Raw genomic sequence first — 1,795 nt, forward strand, 5'->3', positions numbered from 1 at the left:
AAAAAAAGTAAAGAGAACTGAATCAAGCGTATAAACATAGGTGATATCGTTATCATAATTAGATTGTATGACACTTAGAAGTCGAAAGACTACTTGGGGTTGTATGGTCAAGTAATGAAGCGCACATGGTGGATGCCTTGGCAGTCAGAGGCGATGAAAGACGTGACAGCCTGCGATAAGCTTCGGGGAGGCGGCAATATCCTGTGATCCGGAGATTTCTGAATGGGGAAACCCACTTACCATAAGGTAGGTATCCTAATTTATTAGGAAGCGAACGAGGGGAAGTGAAACATCTCAGTACCCTTAGGAATAGACATCAATTGAGATTCCCCTAGTAGCGGCGAGCGAACGGGGAGAAGCCGATTAATTCTAATGTAGAAGAACAGCGTGGGAAAGCTGACCGTAGTAGGTGATAGTCCTGTATTCGAAACATTAGAGTTAACATATTAAGTAGAGCGGGGCACGAGAAATCCTGTTTGAAGATGGGGGGACCATCCTCCAAGGCTAAATACTCCTGACTGACCGATAGTGAACCAGTACCGTGAGGGAAAGGCGAAAAGAACCCCTGTGAGGGGAGTGAAATAGAACCTGAAACCGTGTGCGTACAAGCAGTGGGAGCCCACTTGTTGGGTGACCGCGTACCTTTTGTATAATGGGTCAGCGACTTATATTCTGTAGCAAGGTTAACCGTTTAGGGGAGCCGTAGGGAAACCGAGTCTTAATAGGGCGTTTAGTTGCAGGGTATAGACCCGAAACCGAGTGATCTATCCATGAGCAGGTTGAAAGTGCCGTAACAGGCACCGGAGGACCGAACCCACTGTCGTTGAAAAGCCAGGGGATGACTTGTGGATAGGGGTGAAAGGCTAATCAAACTCGGTGATAGCTGGTTCTCCCCGAAAGCTATTTAGGTAGCGCCTCGGACGAACACCATTGGGGGTAGAGCACTGTTTCGGCTAGGGGGTCATACCGACTTACCAAACCGATGCAAACTCCGAATACCGATGAGTGATATCCGGGAGACACACGGTGGGTGCTAACGTCCATCGTGGAGAGGGAAACAACCCAGACCGCCAGCTAAGGCCCCAAATTCCTAGTTAAGTGGGAAACGAGGTGGGAAGGCATAGACAGCTAGGAGGTTGGCTTAGAAGCAGCCATCCTTTAAAGAAAGCGTAATAGCTCACTAGTCGAGTCGGCCCGCGCGGAAGATGTAACGGGGCTCAAACTAGGAGCCGAAGCTGCGGATTTGAATTTGTTTTCAAGTGGTAGGGGAGCGTTGTGTAAGCCTGTGAAGGTGTGTTGTAAAGCATGCTGGAGGTATCACAAGAGCGAATGCTGACGTGAGTAACGATAATGCGAGTGAAAAGCTCGCACGCCGGAAGATCAAGGGTTCCAGTCCAACGTTAATCGGGGCTGGGTGAGTCGACCCCTAAGGCGAGGCCGAAAGGCGTAGTCGATGGGAAATCGGTTAATATTCCGATACTTGTTTATAATGCGATGGAGGGACGGAGAAGGTTATGTCAGCCTGGCGTTGGTTGTCCAGGTGAAAGGATGTAGGTTTATAGCTTAGGTAAATCCGGGCTATTCTATACCGAGATCTGATAGCAAGCTGTACTTGTACAGCGAAGTGGCAAATACCATGCTTCCAGGAAAAGCTTCTAAGCAATAGTTATAAACGAATCGTACCCTAAACCGACACAGGTGATCAGGTAGAGAATACCAAGGCGCTTGAGAGAACTCTGCTGAAGGAACTAGGCAAAATGGTACCGTAACTTCGGGAGAAGGTACGCTGTTGGTG

The 1,795-nt window shown here is 48.7% G+C and carries 1 rRNA gene (cut by a window edge); it reads left to right on the plus strand.

Annotated features, from left to right (window positions below):
- The first annotated feature begins 105 nt into the window (after positions 1-105).
- Positions 106-1,795 (plus strand): 23S ribosomal RNA (locus ACQKCG_RS13690); it runs 1,237 nt beyond the window's last position.

Origin of the sequence: Psychrobacter sp. NPDC078929 (assembly GCF_050267985.1) — a bacterium.
Taxonomy (GTDB): Bacteria; Pseudomonadota; Gammaproteobacteria; order Pseudomonadales; family Moraxellaceae; genus Psychrobacter.